The sequence below is a fragment of the Campylobacter concisus genome, assembly GCF_003049085.1.
Taxonomy (GTDB): Bacteria; Campylobacterota; Campylobacteria; order Campylobacterales; family Campylobacteraceae; genus Campylobacter_A; species Campylobacter_A concisus_H.
On sequence record NZ_PIQX01000003.1, the window covers coordinates 159,371 to 179,909 of the forward strand.

The following is a 20,539-nucleotide window of genomic DNA, read 5'->3' on the forward strand; positions in this document are numbered from 1 at the left end:
GAAATTTTAGAACTAACTAGAAATACAAAAGAGACACAAATCTCAATGAAGCTTAAAATTTATGGCTCTGGGGTTGCAAAGATAAACACTGGCATAGGCTTTTTTGACCATATGCTTGAAGCTTTTACAAAGCATTCTTTGCTCGATCTTGAAATTTCATGCAAGGGCGACACGCATGTGGATTTTCACCACAGCGTTGAGGATGTAGGCATAGTTTTGGGACAGCTTTTAAAAGAGACCTTGTATCCTTTAAGTGGCGTTGAGAGATTTGGTGAGGCGAGCGTCGTTATGGATGAAGCTGCTGTTTTTTGCGCACTAGATCTTAGCAACAGGGCCTATCTTGTATATGAAAATTTTAATGAAAATGCCAAAGTAGGGGAGTTTGACACTGAGCTTGTGGAGGAATTTTTTAGGGCAGTTGCTATAAATTCAGCCATCACGCTTCATCTAAATCAAATTCGTGGTAAAAACACTCACCACATCATCGAAGCAACATTTAAATCATTCGCCGTCGCACTTCGTAGAGCGCTTGCTAAAAACGCAAGAATAGGCACGCCAAGCACAAAGGGTGTTTTATGATAGAGATTATATTTTTAGATGTTGATGGCTGCCTGACTGATGGCAAGATCATCTACAATGCAAATGGTGAAGAGCTTAAATTTTTTGATGTAAAAGATGGCTACGCGATAGAAAGCTGGCTGAAGCTTGGCAAAAAAGTAGCTATCATTACTGGAAGAAAGTCAGCCATCGTTGAGCGAAGAGCAGAGGATCTAAAGATAAATCACGTCTATCAAGGAGTTGGTGATAAATTTGAAGTGGCGAGTGAGATATTAAAATTTGAAGGGCTTAGCTTTAAAAACGCAGCAGCTATCGGCGATGACTACAATGACTATAAAATTTTAAACGCAGTTGCTTGGAGCTTTAAGCCAAAAGACGCGATAAAAGAGCTTGATGTAAAGACAAAACTAAAGCACAAAGGTGGCAATGGCGCGGTTAGAGAGATGATTGAGCTTATTATAAAATCAGAAAATTTATATGACGAGTGGTCTAAGCGTTGGTTGTAAAAATTTTCTACTTCGTCGTGGCTATTTTTAGTGTCGTGATGATATTTTTGGCGGCCCAAGATCCATATCTTGCAAATGTTTTAAAGATCGACACAAAGATATCAAATATGCAGATAAATGACGTGATAGATTATGAGATAAATTCCACGAAAATAAGCGGAGTCTACGAGGCTGATGAGCTAAATAGATACAACGATAAAGATGAATTTTTGAGTTTTAAAGCAAAAATTTTAAGAGGAAATTTAAAACATTTTCTAAGCTCAGACAAAGCAATCTCACAAAATGACGAAATCATCTTTCAAAAGAATGCAAACTATGAAAACAACGATAGTTTGAGATTTATAAGTGACGAAGTGATATATGGAACAAAAACAAAAATAGTAAGATCTGAAGCAAATTTCACACTCATAAGAAATAATGATAAGGCGCTGGGTGAGAGTGGAAGCTATGATCTTGGCAAAAAACAAACGCAGGTAAAAGGGTTAAGGGCATGGGTAGAAGAAAATCAGCGATTTTAGCGGTGATATTGGGTTTTACATTTTTAAATGCAGAGCAAGTTGAAATCACATCAAATGATTTTTTTGCGGATGAGAATAAACAAACTAGTGAATTTATAGGTAATGTAAATATCAAAAAGGGCTCATTTGATGAGCTTAAGGCAGATAAAGTGGTCGTCTATTTTGATAAAAAACGCCAACCTATAAAATATGTGGCCACTGGCAATGCTAGAGCTAAAATTTTTATAAAAGATAAGCACTACGACGGCAAAGGCAATACTCTTACATATGAGCCAGCAAAACAGATCTATACTGTTAGTGGAAATGGCTATTTGCACGAGGTAGAAACTGATAAGAATGTTTATGGCGAAAAGATAGTTGTTAATCAAAAAGATGGCACATATAGCGTAAATAGTGATGAAAAAAGGCCTGTTAAATTTATTTTTCAGGTAGAGGAAAAAGATAAGTGATAAGGCCACTAGGTGCTAAATTTATCACATCAAGTCCAAGTATAAAAGAGGCTCCAAGCTTCGTAACAAGCGAAGTTGTCTTTTTGGGTAGATCAAATGTTGGTAAAAGCAGCCTCATAAATACACTTGTAAATCAAAAAAATCTAGCCAAAAGCTCATCGACTCCTGGCAAAACTCAGCTTATAAATTTCTTTGAGGCTGAGTTCTGTGAGGAAAAAGAAGAGGGCGAAAAAGATAAATTTAAGCTTATTTTGGTTGATTTACCAGGCTTTGGCTACGCAAAAGTGGCAAAGTCAAAGCATGATGAATGGCGTAAAAATTTAGATGAGTTTTTGAAATTTAGAAGCGACATTAGACTTTTTATACATCTAATTGATGCTAGGCATTTTGATTTAGATATAGACGTAAATGTAGATGCTTATCTAAAAAGCTTTTTAAGAGCTGATCAGAAAATTTTAAATTTATATACAAAAAGTGATAAGCTAAATCAAAGCCAAAAGAGTGCGGTAATGAAATTTGATCCAAGCGGCATCTTGGTCTCAACTCTTAATAAAAGCGGTATCGAAAAGGCTAGAGAAGCTATCATAAATAATGCTCTTGGTAGATAAAATGCAAACCATAAGCAGCTTAGATATTAAAATTTTTAAAGAATTTTGGTGGGCTATTTTTTTATTCTCATATGAGATCGCAACTACGCAATTTGGTTTCTTGCCGCCATTCATTGGTATTTTTTTTACTTATATGATTTTGGAGTATTCAAGAAAACAAAAGCAATACGACGAGTTTAAGCATAATTGGTACTTTGCGATAATTTTTATAATATTTGCTGAGCAAATCCATGGATTTCATCTTTTTTCAACGATTATTGCATTTTTGCTTTTTTATAATTTTATTTTAGACTGGCTCTATACCACGATGAAGTGGCGAAACTGCCTACTTATCATCTTTGTAGCAGCTGGATACGTCTTGACTTTTCTTATAAATAACCTATTTGCTTATGTTTTAAATGAGCAAAATTTAGCATTTTCGACTGAATATCTATTTTTTATAGCATTTGAAAGTATCCTTGCTATCGTTCTTTTTAGGGATAAAGTGCTATGAGGATGCGCATCGTCTTTAGTGTGATCGCTCTTTTTTGGATTATACTTTTGGGACGAATTTATCACCTAAGCATCAACTCAAATACTTACTACAACGAGATCGCAGAACAAAACGCGATAAAGACTATTTATATTCCGCCAGTTAGGGGCATTATTTTTGACGCACATGATAAGCCAATGGCTGTTAATCGTCTTGGCTTTTCGGTATCCATTAGACCTCATTTAAGTGCTAATAAAAAGGTAAAAATTTTAGATGATGAGCTAGCCTACATTGGCTCACTATTTAGTGATCTAAATGTTACAAAGCTTAAAAATGAATACATAAAAAATGACTCAGCTTATAACCAAGATTTTATAAATGTGGTCGAATTTATTGATTATGATAAATTTTTACCATTTTTTGCATCACTTTCTTTGCGTGAAAATTTAGAGATAAGACCCGCTTCAAAACGCCACTATCCGTATAACGATCTAGCTTCTCACATCATCGGCTATGTCGGTAGGGCAAATCAAAAAGATATGGATAATGATCCTTTGACAAAGCTTACAAATTATATTGGAAGAAGTGGCGTGGAGCGGTTTTATAATCCGATCTTACAAGGAATTCAAGGATTTAAAAAGATAAAGGTAAATGCCTTAAATGAAGAGATCGAGCAGATAAGCTATCAAGCACCACAAAGTCAAAACATCAAGCTTGCAGTCGATCTTGAGCTTCAGCAATTTGTCGCTGATGTCTTTGGCAAGGATGCAGGAAGTGTCATAGTTATGAGTCTAAAAGATGGCGCTATCATAGCTGCTGGTAGCTTTCCAGAGTACGATCTAAACCCATTTGTGCTTGGAATTTCTCAGCCTGAATGGGAAGAGCTTGTAAAAAACGTCGATCATCCTTTTACAAATAAGCTAATAAACGGCCTTTATCCGCCAGGTTCTGTCGTAAAAATGGGTATGGCGCTTGCGTTTTTGGATAATGGCATGAGTAAATACGATAGCTTTTTTTGTAGTGGCTCGTATGAGCTTGGAGGGCGTAAATTCCGCTGCTGGAACTCTCATGGACATGGAAATGTTAATATGAATACGGCAATTAGAGAGAGCTGTGATGATTATTTTTATAAAGGTAGTCAAAAGATAGGGATCGACGCTATTGTACCGATACTTGAGCGTATGGGTTTTGGTAGAAAAACCGAGGTTGATTTGCCAAATGAGTTTGTGGGGACTTTGCCAAGTAGAGAGTGGAAGATGAGGAAGTATGGTAAAGCGTGGTTTCAAGGCGAGACCCTCATCACCTCTATCGGACAGGGAAATTTCTTGGTCACGCCTATGCAAGTGGCAAAATATACAGCAGGCCTTGCAACTGGGCTAAATGTGACTCCACATTTTTTAAAGAGCATTGATGACAATGATGTTGATTTTACGCCAACAGATGATGCTTTTACGCCGTTTGAAAAATCACAGTTACCAGCCATTAGGCATGCAATGTATGAAGTGGCAAATCACCCAAGAGGAACGGCAAATAGGCATTTTATTGGAAGCCTAGTTAAAGTTGCCGCAAAGACAGGTACTGCCCAGGTTGTTGGAATTTCTCAAACTGAAAAGAAACGTATGAAAGAAGAGGATATGGCGTATTTGCAAAGATCCCATGCATGGATGACTACATATGCACCTTATGAAGATCCGCAATACGTCATCACAATGGTTATTGAGCATGGTGGCCATGGTGGAAGTGCGGCTGGACCAAAAATCGCTCAAATTTACAATAAACTCGTTGAAATGGGATATATAAATTTAGAAAAAATCCAAAGCGATCAAAATAAAAAACAAGACAATAAGAAAAAATAAGATCACTAAAAAGCCGTAGTAGTGACCACTTGCTTATAAATTTTTTACCTTATACTTAGTGCGTTTTGGCTAAATTTGTCAACTACTTTTTAATCTTCTTTATTAAATTTTGGCAAACTTGACTGAGAATTTATGTTTTTGGTAGGTAAAGAGCCTAAACGTTGATATATCTTTAAATTTGTTAAATACTCTTGCTTAATAAAATGTGTTGATTAGAAAAAATATCAATTTCCAAAATGTTTAAATATAGTAAAACGTAGCAAAGCAAGATATCTGTTTGCCACTTTTAAGACTCATAAGGAAAATTTTTGATTTTTATATGCGATTTTATCAGTGGCGTTTGCCTTTTTAAAGCCATTTAGCCTTAGCCTGCAGCTATCGCAAAGTCCGCATGCCTCGTCCTCGCTCTCGTAGCAACTCCAAGTAAGCTCTAGTGGCGAGCCAAGCTCAAGCGACTTTGCTACGATGTCAGCTTTGCTTAAATTTACAAGTGGAGTAATTATCTCGCACGAGAAACTAGGCGATGTACCCAAATTTATAGCCTCGTTTATACTTTTTATGAAGCTTTCTTTGCAGTCAGGATAGCCTGAACTATCTTCTTCTACGACACCGATATAGATAGCTTGTGCATTTTCTTTTTCCGCAAGTGCGGCAGCGACCGAGATAAAAATACCATTTCGAAAAGGCACGTAAGTATTTGGCGCATCTTTTTCCACTCCGTCTTTTCTTATTTGCAAGCTTTCATCGGTTAAAGAATTTCCGCCTATTTGGGCAATAAAGCTAACATCTAAACTTATCTTTTTTGCAATACCTAATCTCTCGCAAATTTCGTTAAATGCAAGTTTTTCACGTTTCATCGTTCTTTGGCCATAGTCAAAATGAAGTGCTACGATATCATATCCAGCCTTTTTTGCCATTACAGCACAAAGCGTACTATCCATACCGCCGCTCATTATACAAACTGCTTTTTTCATATTTTGCCTTTTATTTTTGCTAGAATTATACAAAAAGTTACTAAGGAAAGAGCCTAAAATGATACTTTGCGAAGAGAGCTATCCAAAAATTTTAGATGAAATTTGTGAATATTTGACGTTAGGAGAAATCGAACTGGTTTTTGTCGGTAGAGAAGAGATGAGAGAACTGAATAAAACTGAGCGAGGCATTGATAAAACGACAGATGTTTTAAGCTTTCCGCTTGAACTTGTCATTCATGCCCCACTTGGCTCAATCGTTATAAACAAAGATATGGTAAAAGAGAAAGCCACTGAGCTAAATCATAGTGAAGAGGCCGAAACCGCACTACTTTTTACACATGGATTACTTCATATATTAGGATTTGATCATGAAAAAGATGATGGCGAAATGAGAGAAAAAGAGTGCGAAGTGATAAAAAAATTTGAGCTACCTAAAAGTCTAATCGTAAGAAGCGAGGATGTTAGGCTGATTGATCTTATAAATTTTAAGCTGTAATAAATTGAACGTATTTTACTATCGAGATTCTAAAATTGAACTTTGAGGTAAAAAAAATGTGTGAAATGTCTTTCTATTTTGAGAAAGGTAATTTCGTGCTTAAAACCACAAGAGTCGCTCATATAGAAAGCAATGGAACGCTCGTTTTCCGTAATAAAATGAATTCTATATTGTTTCCAGTAAATTTTACATCTAGGGATTATGATATTTTCTTTACTATTTGCTGGTATGCAAAGCAATTGGGGTATTCGGATAGCAGAAATTATATTGAAATGCCGTATTCTAAGATATCACAATTCTTTGCTGAAGGTCTAAATAAAACTCGTTTTAATAACGAGGTGCTTGAGTTTTGTAAAAAGGTTTTAGGCGAAAACGGATCGGCAATCTACAAAAGTTTAGAGATTACAAATAATGATGAAATTATGACGGCTGGAGTTTTTTTCATTTCTATTAAAGCTTTTAGAAATACGCAAATTTTAAAATTTAAATTAAATACAGAAGCTCTCGATATTTTATTTGGTACTCTAAAATTTATGAGAATAAATTTACACGATTTTATTTCAATTCGAAGTAAATTTGCAAAGTCTCTTTATCGCCTCTTACTACAATATCAAAATATCAGATCCGACAAAGATGGCTTTAAGTGTGTAAATTTTAATAGACCTGATTTCGAAAGATTTATGAGCGTTCCTGAAAAATACGAAACGAGAGATTTGGATCGCCGTGTAATAAATCCTGCCATAGAAGAGTTAAACGAAAACTACTTTAAAAAGATTGTTCTCGAGAAGAAAATTGCTGAAGGCTCTAAAAAGAACGTTATCGGCTACTCTTTTAGGTTTATGTTAAATGAGGATGCTTGATTTTGCTTAGAGCTACGATCACTCTTACTTATCCTAATAATCTAGCTCTAGCTTTTGAACGTCAAAATTTATTTGCTCAGCTTTTGGGGTAGGTAAATTTTGCCTTTTACTATCGCTATCGTTATTTTTATTTTTAAACATTCTTACTAAAATTTTATGGATTTTTATAAGGTTATTTTTAATTTTTTTAGTCATTTTTGTTTCTTGGCTTATCAACCTCTTATTCTCATGGCTATGTACTCTTCCAGATCTAGGTCAAAGTTGTTCGCTTCCGCCTTAAATTGCATTAGTTCATCAAATGTGAAAATATCTTTTAGCTCGTATGTTGCTAGAATTTTAATGTCTGAATAGGTTAAAATACTTATTTCTAGGCTTTCTGCGATTTGTCTTATCTTTTCTTTCTTTGCTTCACTTACAAATACTATATAGTTTTGCTGATGCTCTTTCTCTTTTGCGTCATTTGGCTGTGGGGCTTCTATTAATCCCATTTTAAATCTTACAAATTCGCTCATGCTCGTATTGTGCCATTTTGCTTGGTCATAGATCGTTACAAGCACTTCATCTTTTATATATGGTATAGGTGTTGTTAATGCTAATTCTATAAATTTTGCTAGCGTATATGTTGGATATTTCTTGCGTATTTTTATGCCTAGTTCTTTAGAAAATTTAGTTCCAACCGATACCTTGCCTTTTTTTGTAGATTGCTCCTTTTGACTATCTGCTCCAGCTATAAATTCATCTAATTTGTCAGTAGAATTGCTTATTCTTTTAAAATCCATCTCTTTTTCCCTTTTATTTTTTTAAAATTCTAATCTCTTAATCTTAATAAAAAATAAAATATTAAAAATTAAGATAGCATTATTTTTAATTTTTCACAAAACTAAAAATAATAAATTTCCTAAATTTATACCAAAAAAGCGATAAAAATTATAAATTTTTATATTCTCTTAAAGGCTTCATAATATTTGCTTCCTTATCTCGTCAAGCCTTAGCTTTTCTTGAAAATCGACCTTTATCGTATCGCGAAAATCTGCCAAAATAGCTATATATTTATCTTCTGTTATCGACATCTCTGTTTTGATTATGTCGTTAAATTTGCGTAAGTACTTTGTCCTGTTTTTATCGTCGATCAAAAAATTAAACTCTTCGTCATTAAGTAGCTTCTTTAAATTTTCTATAAGTTCTTTATTCGCCTTTTCTATTTGCTTGGAGCTATAAAATATACAAAATAAGCCTATCGGTATAAATATGGATATTATATACCAGCTGTGTTGATCAAGCCAGCCCAAAATTTCTTTTATCGTCTCTATCGTCATTTTATCTCCTGTCGGTCGCTATCTTTTTTACATTTTGGTTCACCGATCGGCGCATAGTCGCTACCTTTACTATCCTTTTAAAATATCTCTTCGCATATCTGCTTCTTGCTATATTTTAACAATCTGCTGACTACCTTCTTATTGTCCAATTTGGAACACTTAATTCGCCATCGCCATCTACTTTAATGATAGACTTAGGAATTACCTGAGAGTTTTCTTCGTAGTAATCATTTCTCCAACTAACGGTTACATTTGAGCCTTCTATCTTACTAATTCTTACACTAAACTCTACGCCATTCTTTGACTCTATGTAAGCACCAACTTTTATTAGTTCATCTCTTGTGTTTTTTTCCATTTTGTATCCTTTCCTTATTGAATTTAGTTTATTATAGTGAAAATTTGCTTAAAAAATAATAAAATAAGCAAAAATAAACTAATAAATGATTAAAAAATATATAAAATTTAAATAATATAAAAAATATTTTTTTCAATGAAAATTATAAGTAAAATATAAAAAATGCTTTTCTTCTTTCCCCTTTTTAAATTTACACATCGCTTTTGGCGATGCTACTATTATCTTCATTTCTTTAAAATATCTCACTGCATAAATTTTTGATTTCTTGTTCAGTTTTGTTGCCGTCGTTCATTTCAACTACGCTCAGTCCTAGCTGGGTCGCAATTTTATATCGCTCTCTTTCAAATATAATTGTTTCTGCTAGTTTTATATAGTCTTCTTGAATTTCTTTTATAAAATTCTTGAGACTTTCTACTTTTTTGGCTAAAAATGGATTTGTGGACGCTCTATTGATCACAATATATGTTTGCAGATTAGTGTTTTGTTCCTTTGCCATCTTGATTATATTTACCATTTTATCAAGGACGCTGACGTCAAACTGGCTTGGTATTGTCGGAATTATAACAATATCGCTTAGTGCTATCGCTATTCTCATTTCTCGACTATCTCGTCCGCCTGTATCGATTACTATATCCCTTTTTGTTTTGTTGTCCTGCAGGAATACTTTTAGTTCTTCGCCGTATTTATATGCAAAGTCAAATGCTTTTGGGTGATTTTCTTCGTTTCGTATGTTTAAAAATGTAGCTATTGACTTCTGTGGGTCTGTATCGACCAATAATAGTGGTTCGCCTTTTACTATGCCTTGGTTTATCGCTATATTAGTAGCTAAGGTGCTTTTACCGCTTCCGCCTTTTTCATTACATATAGAAACAATCATTTTTATTCCTTTGCCTTAGATTTTTAAATGATTATATACTTTTAAACTTAATAAATAATAAAATATTAAATTATTAAATAGTATTTCAAATAAATATATAAAGAATAAAAATTATATATTGAATATTTTTTTATAAATAAAACAATAGTATTTTATAAAAATTATTCTTTTCTTTCTGAAATAATAAAATTTATCTTAATAATAAAATATAGCATTACGTTAAAAATTATATAGCACATAATAGCGAGAGCTATAAAAAAGGCATCTGCATTGAGTAGGGTCTCTATTTTATTTGGTTTTTTTAAAAGATATAAAATAGTATTTATGCCGATCCCAAATAAATTTATAAATGCAAAAACCCACATAAACCGCTTTGCTGGGGTATTGAAAAGCTGTAGCTTGTTTTTCTTCTTCATGCACTTTTGTCCTTTTGCTACCTAAAATTGATTAAATATTCTTGCTCTAGGCTTTAATCCGCCTTTTCTTTGTATGATGATCCTTGTAAAAAGTTCTTGCCCTTTTAGAACCGCTGATTTTGTGTTGTTTTCTTTGTAGGTATGTTTAACTAGTTCAGGGTATTTGTCTTTAATTTCAAAGTCACAGCCTAAAATTTTAAATTGTGCTGGGTTGTGCCTTAAAAAAAATGTTAGCGGTATACCAATTACTCCGTCATAGTCAATTGGTATGTCCTTGCAATTTTTGACTTCTATGATCTTGTAATTATCGTACTCTGGGTATTTATTTTCATTGCCCTTATACTTTTGGGTTAATCTTATACCATTTTGGTGTTTTATACTTTTTAAATTTGTAAACCATGATATGTTGCTAAAACGCTTCTTACTGCCGTCTGGTCGTGTAAAAATATTTACTTGATGATTGCCTAGCCAAATTTTACTCTTTTTGTATAGCTCAAATATTTTTTTATACGTAATTGAGTAGGTTCCGCCAACTATTAAAAATTTCTTGTTTTGTTCTTCTACAATTTCTATTAGGTCGCGAAAAAGGGAGAAAGGTGGATTTGTAACTATTATATCGCCACTTGCCATAATATTTCTTACTTCTTCGCTTCTAAAATCACCATCCCCTTTTAACATCGTCTCATTTATTCCGCTTTCGCTGATCTCTATTTTCATCCCCTTTGATTTTGGGTCTTTAATATTGTACGTCGTTGTAATTAGCTTTTTTAGCTCTAGGGATTTAAAATTTAAGGCAAAGTATCTATAAAAGTTGCTTTTCTTGCCGTCGTTGCAAGGGCATACTACTACTTTGCCTTTAAAATGTGTTCTATAATCTTGTATTTCGGCTCTTATCTCATCGAAACTCGTATAAAACTCATCATCTACGTCATATTTTGCACTCATGAAGTAGATATTGGCTCTTTTATCTTTATCCGATAACCAGCTTTGAGCTCTTTCGCTTTGGGTTAAATTTTGCATTTTACTGCTCATTCCCCTTGCACATACTCGGTTTTTTCAGCTTGTTCTTCTCGCTCGTTCGGCGTTTCCTTTTCGTTAATTTCCTGCTTTTTGCTATCAAGCATTACCATTTTATCAACGACAATGCTATGTTTGCTCCTATTTTGTCCATTATTGTCTGTCCATTGGTCGAATTTCAATCTGCCATCTACGAAAACTTTTGACCCTTTTTTGAGATATTGATTTGCGATCTCTGCGGTCTTACCCATAAAAGTTGTATCTATAAAGCAGATTTCTTCTTTTTTCTCATTGTTAATAGTGTACTTGTATGTTGATGCGATAGCTGTGTTGCCTATGGCTAGCCCTGATGGTGTGTATCTGAGCTCAACATCCCTTGTTAAATTTCCTATTACTGACACATATGTATGCATGTTTTCTCCTTTTTATTGTTTTATTATTTTTTCTTTATTGCTTTGTCTATAAAATCTTTACAAATTTTTAGATTTTTTTCGTAATCTTTTGGCAGTGCCATTCCTTTGTCTTTAGATAGCTTTTTAGCCAATTCTATTTGTTTCTCGCTTGGTGGCACTATGACTTTGTCTTTATTTTTATCAATAAAATTAGAGCAAATCTTCCAGTCTTTCTCGATGCCGTCTGGCAATTGCATATTTAAACTATGTGCTATATTTTTAGCCCACTCGAGTTGTTTCTCGCTTGGTGGCTTTTGTGTGCTATCGTTTAGCTCTTTGAAACCCATTTTCTCATGGAGCGGTCTTATAAAGTCTAAATAGTCAACCTTTCCATTGCTAATTTCATCTAGCACACTTTCCATTTGTTTCGTAAATTCGCTTTGTGTGATCCACTCATCGTTGTTTGTTTTTATAGTTTCAATAAAATTTATACCCTTTGGCGTTGCTATGATATTGCTATTTTTGCCTTTTGTTTCGATGCTTACGTACTCTCTTTTAATAAGTGTTGGTAGAAATGTTGCATACGTGCTTGGACGTCCGATACCTTCTTTTTCCAAAAGAGATATAAAATTACTTTCTTTATAGTGCTGTGGCGCTTGTTTTTTTACTTCCTGTAGATTAAATTCTAATATTTGGAGCTCGTCGCCTTGTGCTAGATTTAATGTTATCTCTTGAACTTCTTTATCTTTGTCGTCTTCATCTTCAGTTGTGGCTACGATAGCGTTTTTAAATCCTTTATAGATACATTTGCTCGTTTTTGCCTTGAAGCTTAGCGTCTTTATATCTATATCATATATAGTATTTTCGTTAATCGCATTTTTGGCTTGACTTTGAACCGAATTTAAAAAGATAAGCTCATAAAGGCTTTTTTCGTCATCCGTTAGGCTTTCTTTCTTTGCTATTTCTTCTATTTGGTTAAAATCATGTATGTGTGAGATACGTATTGCTTCATGTGCTTCTGCTTGGCTTTGACTTCCTGCTTTATATTCTTTTTTCTCATACCATTCTTCACTGCCAAATTTAACGCCTACTTCATCTATAAATTCGTTTGATAAGCTGTTACTATCGGTTCTATGATAAGTAATTAAGCCTTTTTCGAATAATTTTTGAGCAAGGCTCATTGTCTTGTCAGGGCTAAAGCCCAATCTTTTATTTGCGTACTCTTGTAGTTGTGAGGTTCTAAAAGGTACTTTAGGCTTTTGTTGTGCCTGCTTAACATCAATTTTATATACCTTTGCTAGACTACCAGCTAATTCAGATATTTTGGCATTTGCTTCATCTTTGTCAGTAAATATATTGTCATTTACCGCATTGAATTCTATGCCGTCTTTTGTTTTAAGTTTTACTTTTATTTTATAATCGATCTTTGCGTTTGCCTTATTTTCCAGAAATTCTTTTATTTCCAATTCTCGCTTGACAATTAGAGCAAGAGCTGGGGTTTGCACCCTGCCTACGCTATTGTTTTTATCATTTAGCTTGTTGATATATGTTGGCGACATGATAAAGCCCACTAGCTTATCGCCAACCGCTCTTGCCTTGAAGCTATCAAATTCTTTTAAATTTGAGTTTGCAAATGGCACAGCACTATCTAGCCCCTTTTTTATTCCACTCTCTGTGATCTCGTGAAATTCTGCACGTTTAACGCTTTTTGCTATATTTTTAATAGTTTGATAAACCATATAGCCTATTCCGTATCCCTCTCTATCAGGGTCTGTCGCAATTACGACATCTTTCCCTTTGCAATCGTTAAATATTGCATTTATTCGGCTTTTGCTATCTTCTTTGAAATCAAATATTGGCTCATAGTTCTTAAAATCAACCACTATTTGATTTGTAAGCTCTTTGAAATGCCCTTTTGTAGCATAAACTTTTGCTCCAGTTATTTGCTCTATCTTATTGACCTTGTTTGGACTTTCAATTATGATTATTGTGTTTTCGTTCATAGCTCTAATCCTTTGCTTTGATTTTGGTGTTCTTTCCATTGTTTTGATTTTTCAATCATTTTTAAAACTTCCTTGATTTGCGTGTTTCTGTCTATAATCATAAACGTTTCATCTCTAAGAATAGACGAAGCCAGCATTCTTTCTTGCAATTTTTGGCTTTGTGCGTATGTGTGAACTCTGCTTTCCATTGTGTAGTCCTGTTTGGCTTGTTTGTCAAGTTTTAAAAAGAAGTTGATACTCGTATAGAAGTTTTTACATTTTTTTATGAGTTCATTTGTTCTTTTCTTATCTTTTGGATCGCAATAAAATTTACCAAGCTCTATAGGGCTGTCACTGATTGCTATGTCGTGCTCTTTAAGCACTTTGGCTATATTTAACATCTGTCCTTTGGTAACGTATGGCTGGTCTTTTAGCCTCTCTTTTTGGTTGTTTTCGATGAGTTCCGTTGCAAATTCCGAAATTAAGCCAACATCTATTCTTTTTTCTCTCATGTATTTTTTTAAATTTTTAGCTAGCGTACTTTTGCCAGCTCCTGGACTACCATAAATATTTATTACCAATTTATTCATTGCTTTATTCTCCTACTTTTATGGAGCTACATATCCGCCACGAAATGTTTTATACTTTTCATATGCTTTTCCTACGCCTTGACCTATTGCTTTTGAGCCTGCGCCGATATCTTTTATTAAATTTGCACCTGCTCCTATACTTGCACTAGCTATTTGTCCTGCTACTCCAGCTCCTGTAGCTGATCCAAATCCACTTACTGCTCCGCCTATAAAACTTCCGCCACCAGCTTTTCTAGCTAATCCGCTTAATATGGTCTTGCCTGCTACTGCACCAGCCACTATTCCACCAGTTACACCGCCACTTCCATTTTCCATCTGTGTACCAAGCACTGCGTTGATCCAACTTGGAATTTTCCTTAATAAAAACAATGCTGTTATGCAGGTTATCGATCCTGTAATTAGGTATTCGAATTGTTTAGTAAATAGTTCGCCTATATAATCTTGGTATTTCTCTAGTTCTAAAATTGGGTTCATTGCTAAATTTAGGGCTATAAATGCTAATGGTGCAATAATTGCGTATGATAAATAGAGCTTATACCAGCTCCATAAATATGGTAAGAATTTTGGCATTATTAAAAATGGTATGACTAAAGGCAAGGTGCTAAGTATTAAAAATGCCATAAATTTACTAAAGAAAATCACTATTGTAATTCCTATCAAAAGTATAAAAAATGCTAAATAAAAAATCCAAAAAGGTATCATGCGAATTGCTGTTATTACGCCTGCCGATAAATAATCCATCACACCATTAAAGCTAATGCCTAGAAATGACCACTCTTGCGATTGTAAATACTCTTTTGTTCCGTAGCTCCACATCATTTCTCTTAGATTATCGATCCTGTTTGCTGACTCTGTAACAATCGATCCAAAGTCTTTATTTTCAAAAATTGAGCTAACTATTGCGGTTATTGCGTTCTCTGGGATTGTCAAAATGTATAAAACGCCCATATAGGCGTTAAAGGAGCTAAGAGTTGCAAATATGAAGCATAGCAATATTAAATATTTTATAGCTCCGAAGATCTCATCTCTTGTTGGGTAGCCATTTTTAACTCTACCTAATAGCCAAAACACCACTATAAGAATTATTATAGTTTCCGATGCAGTTGAATATACTAAATCATGCGATCCATTATAAAATTTTTCAAATAAGCTCATTACGTTTTCTTGCATAACGGCTTGTACTTTATTAATCCAATTGCTATCGGTTAATATATCTTTTGCTACTTCTGTCTGTGCCATTTTACGCCTTTGTTATTTCTTTCATATATGTTTTTATTGATATTAGTGCTCTCCCATTACCTAATGGATTTTTAGTCTTTATTTTTTTTATTTCTATTTTTTTATTATTTTTTATAATTGTTTCTGTTGCGATTTCTTCTTCAAAGTATGGACTTTGCATTTCTATGATAAAATTTTCCGTATTTTCTTTTGTGGTAGGGTTGCCCACATTTGTTTGAATTTTGCTATTGTTCTTTTTGTCGCTCAGCCCTAAAAAATTTATAAAATCGCTTAACATCTTTTTCCCTTTTTACAAACAATAGGGAGCTTTGCTCCCTATTTGTCCTAAGTTTCGTTTATGACCTATTTATCTCTCCATGCCCTTGTTTTGCTCTTTGGTTTGAGCTTTTTCTTTGGTCATGTCGATCTTTTTAGCTGGATTAAAATAATCTACACCTTTAATTTGAGCTAGCGTTAGGTTATTTAGTTGTTTCTCTAAATTTCCGCTTATCCCCAAGGTCTTGTTGTAATCTATTTTTACTTCAAAATCTTGATTTTTTGCTTGCTCTCTATAGTGCTGGATTGCTGTTAGATCTCTTTCTTTGATCTTGCTCTCGTCTAGTCCATCAAACTGACTTACGTGATATAGAGTTTTTGTTTCTAGGCGTGGATTAATTGGGATTTTTTCCTTTACAACATAGGTCATTGCTTCCCCTGTCTCTTTGTCATACTTTATATTGCCGTCTTTGTCTTTAACAACAGCCATGATTTCTTTACCATCTTTGTCTAGCTTTGGTCTTATCTCATGGTCTGCAATATAGAGCATTTTAACACCATCGACTCTAGCTTGTAAGCCATTTTTAGTGGTTAGGATTTCGCCTGTTTTCTCATCGTGTTTTAGCTTTAGTATTCCGCCCATTGCGTTACCTTGCTCCATTGTCACAAATTGAGGCTTGTCATAACCCTTTATAGCCATTTCGGCTCTTAATAGCATACTAGTCTCTCTCGAGTATGTGGCTCCAGTCTTTGCGTTGTATGGAATTGTCCTATCGACTTCTTCTTTACTCATATCTTTTTGCCAGTCTGCTTTTGCTGTATTGTGGGCTTCAAAGAGCTTATATTTCATGTATTTATCAAAGCTCTCTTTCTTTTCAGCGTTATCCATCTGGTTCCAGCTTTTTCTCTCTTGTTGTTCTGACTTGATATACTTTGTAAAATCAGCCATTTTTTATCCTTTACATCTGTTAATAACCTATAACTTTTGGGCTATAGGTTAGAGTTAGGCTCATTTTCTTCTTCTATGATTTCGAGGCTTTGGTGGTCTTTTTTTAGATAATCCCACTTCTTGCTTTCATCATCGTTGATTTCAAACTCGCCGTCTTGGCTCTCTTCGAATTGCTTTGCAAGATACATCTCATACTCTTTATATGCTTCTTCTTGCTTTAGCTTTTCTGCATAGTTCATTTTCTACTCCTTAGGACAGATTTTTAGAGTTTTTAGGCTCTAATCTAAAATTTAGGTTCTTACTTAAATTTTAGATTAAAAACTTTATAAATAATAAAATATATAATAATAAAATATTAAAAAGTAAAAATATTTAAAATTTATAAATACTATTCCTTTAAAATTATTAGTAATATTTATAAATTTTTTTAAAAAATTTCTACTCTTTATCTATTTTTATTCTTAATGATTTTAATAATTCATCTCTTTGCTCTTTTCTTTCATCTTTTACTTGTGTTTGTTCTTGATTTGTAATTGTCTTAGTTGTTTCTGCTGTTTCTATAATTTCTTGGGTCGATACTACTTCTACTTTATCTGCCCCTTTAAATTGCTCTATTTTGAACCAATACGGCACTTTCGCCTTGATAGGTATTTTAAAAAATCCTTTTACAAGTATCAAAATATCGCTACTATCCTGATTTTTTAGGTCTTGTGCTGTGACCAGCTTCTTTGCTTCTTTGCTTTTTGAGATATTGCTTTTAAAAAGATCCATATTGCCTTGCGATTTACTTATTTTTATGTTGGTGTAATCGCCTATTAGCTTACTTGTGTCTTCAGCGTCTTTGTCGCTGTTCATGCCAAAAATTACTTGATAACCGCTGTTGTTTTTAACGATATTCATATCATCTTCGCCATAATATTTTTTGATTTGCTCATAGCTTTGGGTCACAAATACAGGCAATAAACCATAGCTTCTACATAGTGCTGGTGCTTCTAGCAAGAATGGCATTTTTCCAAATCTAACGAATTCGTCTAAAAATGCATAAATAAATTTATTTAAATCACTGCATTCTTTTCCACTCATAAGCTTTTTAAATAGCGTTTCTACAAAAATTCTAATAAGCGGTGCTAGGATATCCATATCTTCGGTTTGAACGACTACGTACATCGATATTCTTTTTTCTCTTAGGTCTTCAAATGTGAAGCTCATTTTGCTGGTGGCACTAGCAACTTGTGGGTTTGTAAAAACTTTCATAAAAGTATCGTATGTCGATTTTATCGATGCAAACTCATTGTCGGCAGATTTTGAGTAGGCTCTAGCTTGATTTCTCGTATTCTCATCTATAGTTTCGTCAAAACTAGTCTGCTTGAGCCAAATTTTAAAAGTATCCACATCATAATCTCGTTCTCTTGGTTTCGTTGGATCGTCTTCATCAGGCTCTTTCATGGCTTCTTCGCCAAATTTCTCATCAAGATAGTCGAAATAATCAGCCTTTGGTGCTTGTGCCAATTGCGCTAGCGTTGCGTGCTTGTCTTTTTGCATAAAATACTCTGCGAAAAATACAAACATTGTTTTTGCCGATATTATCCAGTGATCGTTTTCTCTACCTTTTTCGCCTACAAATATTGTGGAGGCGATCTGCTCTGCTAATTTTTTTATGTGAAGATATTGTAAATCTTTAACTAGGCTATGATCGAACGGATTAAAAAATAATGTATTATCCCAGCTAAAAGGGGAGAATAGCTGGATTTCATTATTAAAATATTTTTGACGATAGCCTGCCGTTTTTGCGTAAAGCTCTCCTTTGATGTCTAATACTACACAAGAATTCGGCACACTTAATAAATTTGGGATAATCATACCAGCCGTTTTTCCGCTTCCAGGAGGTGCCACTACTAATGTTGAGAGCGGTTGTGTTGCCCGTATAAATTTTGGGCTTGTGCTGTCAATATCAAAGCATCCTAGCACAAGTCCTGTTTTGTAGTTTATCTTCATCTTTTCAAAATCTGCTGGCGTTGCAAACCTTGCTGATCCATAATCTTCATTATCTCTTAGATATGGCATTAACCACCAAATTATAGCGACCAAGAGTGGTGCTATTAGTGCAAATACCGCGACATAGGCTTTCATTTTTAACGTTGGCGTGCCAATATTTTGTAAAATTTTAAATGCCACAATTGGCACATTTACTATGTCAGGGTTGAAAATAAGTTTTACAACTACCAAATATGCAATTATCCCCATTATTAGGGATGTTACGTATATTAATATCCACTTTTTAGCTGTAAATTCTTTGCTATTCACTTTGCAATCCTTTTATCTCTTTGTTATTAGGTTGCTTTGTTCGTTCTACGTCTATTTTTATTTTTAGCTTACCGATCTTATTACTTAGTCTTTCTATTGCGTCAAAAAACTCATACATAGTCTTTTCTAAGTCGCTTTTAGCTTCTTCTTTTTTTATGATATGAGCATTTAGGTGATATGCTATTTGGTTTAAATTTTTTCCGAGGTGCTTAAATTCTTTCAAAAAATCAGCCAAAATTTCATTATTAATCTCAATTTGTTTTAGGGTTTGTGCATATTTTTCAACATGAATTAATTTTCTAACGATCGCAGATTTGCTTTCATTCCTTGCCTGCATCATTTTTGTTAAAATTCTTGCATCGGCTTCGGTAAAATAAATAAAATGGCTAGATACTTTTTTCATGCGATCATCCTTGCAATATCTATCTCTTTTAAATTGAGGATGTCTGTAATTACTCTTTTATTTTTTACCCTTGCTATTTGAATGATATAGTCAATTGCTGTCATTATTAGGCTGTCAAGCATACTTTCATCTACGTTTGATAATCCACCGCCTAATATAATATTTGTTTTTATTGCTTTTATGGCATCTTTTGGGTTGTTCGCATGTAGTGTGCTTAGGTTGCCTGCGTGTCCTGTATTATTTACACGTAAAAATGAAAAAGTGTTTCGTATATCTATTTCGCCTAGAAATAATCTATCAGGTCGCAAACGCATTGCATTGTCGATCGCTACTTGGTAGCTATAAATTTCTGTTGCTATTTTAGGGACGGCAAGTTGAGTTTTATTTATGTTTTCAACTCTTAGTTCTTGGCTATCTTCTATGGTTACTACTCGCTCGCTTGGGTCTATTTCCCCCATTAGTGAGTTTAAAAAACTTGTTTTTCCGCTTCCTGTTCCACCACTTAAAAGCACATTCTTTTTTTCGTGTATCAAGTTTTTTATTTTTTCGTAGCTCCAGCCGTTATTTATGCATTTTTCACTTAGGATAAAGCTTTCGAGTGGATAAATTTCTTTGCTTGGTATCCTTATACAGATTGCTATTTCGCTATTAAACAGGCTTGATTTGTGCTGTGCTTGAACACGATATCGCAAAAATGGACTTGGCAATTCACAAGATAAGTGGCAATGGCTTTCATCAAAACGTTGATTTCTTCTAGTTGCCAACTCGACTAAAAAACTATTTAAAAATTTAGCATCTAGTTTTTCGTCTTTTACCACTTCCCAGTGGTCGCCATAATCTATATTAATTTCGCAAGGCTGATTAAAAATTAGCTCGTTTGCGTTTAGATTTAGATATGGCTTTAAAACACTAAGAATGTTTTTTAAAATTATACTTTCACTCATCTTGCTCGTTTTGCTTTTGGTCTGGTGCTTGGTTCATTAAATTTCTTTTTTCTTCTAGCAACATCTCAAGCTTTTGTTTCTCTTTATCTGCATTTGCTTGAGCTTTCTCGGTTTTCTTTACCTGTTTTGCTATACGCTCCAAAATTTTGTTATAAGCGTTTTGGTTTTTGATTTCCGCTTTAATATCTTCTAGTTGCACGCTT

General features: G+C 33.9%; 28 protein-coding genes. 9 read left to right on the forward strand and 19 right to left on the reverse strand.

Features of this window, described 5'->3' with window-relative positions:
* Positions 1-3 precede the first annotated feature (3 nt).
* Genes hisB through mrdA form a run of 7 tightly spaced genes read left to right on the forward strand, consistent with a single transcriptional unit; the run spans position 4 to position 4,967 of the window.
* Entirely contained in the window at positions 4-579 is a 576-nt protein-coding gene (gene hisB, locus CVT13_RS04750) for an imidazoleglycerol-phosphate dehydratase HisB (RefSeq protein ID WP_181001563.1), read from the forward strand.
* Entirely contained in the window at positions 576-1,064 is a 489-nt protein-coding gene (locus tag CVT13_RS04755; protein ID WP_087584728.1) for a KdsC family phosphatase, read from the forward strand. The genes hisB and CVT13_RS04755 overlap by 4 nt, the downstream gene beginning before the upstream one ends.
* Positions 1,055-1,582, forward strand: a complete 528-nt coding sequence (locus CVT13_RS04760; protein WP_087578521.1) for an LPS export ABC transporter periplasmic protein LptC — start codon at positions 1,055-1,057, stop codon at positions 1,580-1,582. The genes CVT13_RS04755 and CVT13_RS04760 overlap by 10 nt, the downstream gene beginning before the upstream one ends.
* Positions 1,555-2,031, forward strand: a complete 477-nt coding sequence (gene lptA / locus CVT13_RS04765; protein WP_107811788.1) for a lipopolysaccharide transport periplasmic protein LptA — start codon at positions 1,555-1,557, stop codon at positions 2,029-2,031. Before CVT13_RS04760 ends, lptA begins: the two co-directional genes overlap by 28 nt.
* On the forward strand, positions 2,028-2,639 hold the full coding sequence (gene yihA, locus CVT13_RS04770) for a ribosome biogenesis GTP-binding protein YihA/YsxC (protein WP_107811789.1): 612 nt from the start codon (positions 2,028-2,030) through the stop codon (positions 2,637-2,639). Before lptA ends, yihA begins: the two co-directional genes overlap by 4 nt.
* 1 nt (position 2,640) lies before the next feature.
* A complete protein-coding gene (locus tag CVT13_RS04775; RefSeq protein ID WP_107811858.1) occupies positions 2,641-3,132 on the forward strand; it encodes a hypothetical protein in 492 nt (163 codons plus the stop codon).
* Positions 3,129-4,967 (forward strand): penicillin-binding protein 2, encoded by a 1,839-nt coding sequence (mrdA, locus tag CVT13_RS04780; protein WP_107811790.1) that lies wholly within the window; start codon positions 3,129-3,131, stop codon positions 4,965-4,967. The genes CVT13_RS04775 and mrdA overlap by 4 nt, the downstream gene beginning before the upstream one ends.
* Before the next feature lie 293 nt (positions 4,968-5,260).
* On the opposite strand, the gene queC is transcribed toward mrdA, so the two are convergent.
* Complete coding sequence (gene queC, locus CVT13_RS04785) at positions 5,261-5,974, reverse strand: 7-cyano-7-deazaguanine synthase QueC (protein WP_265094421.1); 714 nt, start codon at positions 5,972-5,974, stop codon at positions 5,261-5,263.
* Positions 5,975-5,999: 25 nt separating this feature from the next.
* On the opposite strand from queC, the gene ybeY reads away from it, so the two are divergent.
* Together ybeY and CVT13_RS04795 are read left to right on the forward strand one after the other, a co-directional pair.
* Positions 6,000-6,437, forward strand: coding sequence for an rRNA maturation RNase YbeY (gene ybeY / locus CVT13_RS04790; RefSeq protein ID WP_107811792.1), 438 nt, complete (start codon positions 6,000-6,002; stop codon positions 6,435-6,437).
* Between the two features lie 95 nt (positions 6,438-6,532).
* Positions 6,533-7,297, forward strand: a complete 765-nt coding sequence (locus tag CVT13_RS04795) for a replication initiation protein (RefSeq protein WP_223154259.1) — start codon at positions 6,533-6,535, stop codon at positions 7,295-7,297.
* A 33-nt stretch (positions 7,298-7,330) separates the two neighbouring features.
* Here the strand turns inward: CVT13_RS04795 and CVT13_RS04800 are convergent, their stop codons facing one another.
* The 18 genes from CVT13_RS04800 to CVT13_RS04885 form a co-directional block, all read right to left on the reverse strand.
* Complete coding sequence (locus tag CVT13_RS04800; RefSeq protein WP_159070981.1) at positions 7,331-7,492, reverse strand: hypothetical protein; 162 nt, start codon at positions 7,490-7,492, stop codon at positions 7,331-7,333.
* 17 nt (positions 7,493-7,509) lie between these two features.
* Complete coding sequence (locus CVT13_RS04805; RefSeq protein WP_103560436.1) at positions 7,510-8,076, reverse strand: hypothetical protein; 567 nt, start codon at positions 8,074-8,076, stop codon at positions 7,510-7,512.
* 177 nt (positions 8,077-8,253) lie between these two features.
* Positions 8,254-8,613, reverse strand: coding sequence for a hypothetical protein (locus CVT13_RS04810; protein ID WP_021092013.1), 360 nt, complete (start codon positions 8,611-8,613; stop codon positions 8,254-8,256).
* Positions 8,614-8,743: 130 nt separating this feature from the next.
* Positions 8,744-8,968 carry a hypothetical protein gene (locus CVT13_RS04815; RefSeq protein WP_103560437.1) on the reverse strand — a complete coding sequence of 75 codons (225 nt, stop codon included), beginning with the start codon at positions 8,966-8,968 and terminating at the stop codon, positions 8,744-8,746.
* Positions 8,969-9,200: 232 nt separating this feature from the next.
* Positions 9,201-9,845, reverse strand: coding sequence for an AAA family ATPase (locus CVT13_RS04820; RefSeq protein ID WP_021092016.1), 645 nt, complete (start codon positions 9,843-9,845; stop codon positions 9,201-9,203).
* A 161-nt stretch (positions 9,846-10,006) separates the two neighbouring features.
* Positions 10,007-10,261: a hypothetical protein gene (locus tag CVT13_RS04825; protein WP_021092014.1), complete on the reverse strand. Its 255-nt coding sequence runs from the start codon at positions 10,259-10,261 to the stop codon at positions 10,007-10,009.
* 21 nt (positions 10,262-10,282) lie between these two features.
* The gene (locus CVT13_RS04830) at positions 10,283-11,281 is read right to left on the reverse strand and encodes an adenine-specific methyltransferase EcoRI family protein (RefSeq protein WP_107811859.1); all 999 of its coding nucleotides are present in this window, start codon (positions 11,279-11,281) and stop codon (positions 10,283-10,285) included.
* Positions 11,282-11,289: 8 nt separating this feature from the next.
* Entirely contained in the window at positions 11,290-11,691 is a 402-nt protein-coding gene (gene ssb / locus CVT13_RS04835; RefSeq protein WP_107811793.1) for a single-stranded DNA-binding protein, read from the reverse strand.
* Between the two features lie 23 nt (positions 11,692-11,714).
* On the reverse strand, positions 11,715-13,673 hold the full coding sequence (locus tag CVT13_RS04840; RefSeq protein ID WP_107811794.1) for a type IA DNA topoisomerase: 1,959 nt from the start codon (positions 13,671-13,673) through the stop codon (positions 11,715-11,717).
* A complete protein-coding gene (locus CVT13_RS04845; RefSeq protein WP_103617584.1) occupies positions 13,670-14,242 on the reverse strand; it encodes an AAA family ATPase in 573 nt (190 codons plus the stop codon). The genes CVT13_RS04840 and CVT13_RS04845 overlap by 4 nt, the downstream gene beginning before the upstream one ends.
* Positions 14,243-14,260: 18 nt before the next feature.
* On the reverse strand, positions 14,261-15,481 hold the full coding sequence (locus CVT13_RS04850) for a type IV secretion system protein (protein WP_021091994.1): 1,221 nt from the start codon (positions 15,479-15,481) through the stop codon (positions 14,261-14,263).
* A 1-nt stretch (position 15,482) separates the two neighbouring features.
* The gene (locus CVT13_RS04855; protein WP_021091977.1) at positions 15,483-15,758 is read right to left on the reverse strand and encodes a hypothetical protein; all 276 of its coding nucleotides are present in this window, start codon (positions 15,756-15,758) and stop codon (positions 15,483-15,485) included.
* Positions 15,759-15,827: 69 nt separating this feature from the next.
* Positions 15,828-16,685 carry an ArdC-like ssDNA-binding domain-containing protein gene (locus CVT13_RS04860; RefSeq protein ID WP_107811795.1) on the reverse strand — a complete coding sequence of 286 codons (858 nt, stop codon included), beginning with the start codon at positions 16,683-16,685 and terminating at the stop codon, positions 15,828-15,830.
* Positions 16,686-16,726: 41 nt separating this feature from the next.
* On the reverse strand, positions 16,727-16,924 hold the full coding sequence (locus CVT13_RS04865) for a hypothetical protein (RefSeq protein WP_107811796.1): 198 nt from the start codon (positions 16,922-16,924) through the stop codon (positions 16,727-16,729).
* Positions 16,925-17,123: 199 nt separating this feature from the next.
* A complete protein-coding gene (locus CVT13_RS04870; RefSeq protein WP_107811860.1) occupies positions 17,124-18,929 on the reverse strand; it encodes a type IV secretory system conjugative DNA transfer family protein in 1,806 nt (601 codons plus the stop codon).
* Between the two features lie 52 nt (positions 18,930-18,981).
* A complete protein-coding gene (locus CVT13_RS04875; RefSeq protein ID WP_107811797.1) occupies positions 18,982-19,392 on the reverse strand; it encodes a plasmid mobilization relaxosome protein MobC in 411 nt (136 codons plus the stop codon).
* Positions 19,389-20,336, reverse strand: a complete 948-nt coding sequence (locus CVT13_RS04880) for an ATPase, T2SS/T4P/T4SS family (protein WP_107811798.1) — start codon at positions 20,334-20,336, stop codon at positions 19,389-19,391. Before CVT13_RS04880 ends, CVT13_RS04875 begins: the two co-directional genes overlap by 4 nt.
* Positions 20,329-20,535: a hypothetical protein gene (locus CVT13_RS04885; RefSeq protein ID WP_021091988.1), complete on the reverse strand. Its 207-nt coding sequence runs from the start codon at positions 20,533-20,535 to the stop codon at positions 20,329-20,331. The genes CVT13_RS04880 and CVT13_RS04885 overlap by 8 nt, the downstream gene beginning before the upstream one ends.
* Positions 20,536-20,539: the final 4 nt, after the last annotated feature.